This is a genomic window from Aminobacter sp. P4_D5 (assembly GCF_056401815.1).
Genome location: NZ_JBFUIP010001358.1, coordinates 1 through 526, shown reverse-complemented (window position 1 = coordinate 526; position 526 = coordinate 1). Strand labels below are relative to the sequence as shown.

Genomic DNA, 526 nt, shown 5'->3' with positions numbered 1-526 from the left:
GGTCTATTCCCACCTGCGTGCCGAGGGGAGCCAGCGCTATGCGCGCCAGATGCCCGGCGGCCGCTGGRTSGAGTTCACCTACACGCTGCTCTCCGGCAACCGGATGATCAGCCATGCGCGCGACGTGACGCCGCTGAAGTCGAGCGAGCAGGCCGCGCTTGCCGCCCAGGCCGAGGCCGAGGCCGCGCGCGACGCCGCCGAATCCGCGGCCCAGGCCAAGTCCGCCTTCCTYGCGGCSATGAGCCACGAGATCCGCACGCCGATGAACGGCGTRCTGGGCATGATGGAGATCCTCGACCGCTCCGAGCTCGCGCMCGACCAGGCGCGCAGCGTGGCGGTCATGCGCGAGAGCGCGCAGTCGCTGCTGCGCATCATCGACGACGTGCTGGACTTCTCGAAGATCGAGGCGGGCCGCATGGAGGTGGAGGCGCTGCCCTTCAGCCTGCGCGGCCTGATCGAGGGCACGGTCGAGACGCTGATGCCCCAGGCGCGGCAGCGCGGCCTCACCCTCTTCGCCGATCCACCC

Annotated in this window: 1 protein-coding gene; it reads left to right on the top strand. The window is 71.0% G+C overall.

What is annotated here, in order from left to right:
- The coding region (locus tag AC1DWF_RS38385) for a histidine kinase dimerization/phospho-acceptor domain-containing protein (RefSeq protein WP_476843637.1) at positions 1-526 on the top strand (526 nt) is incomplete at both ends.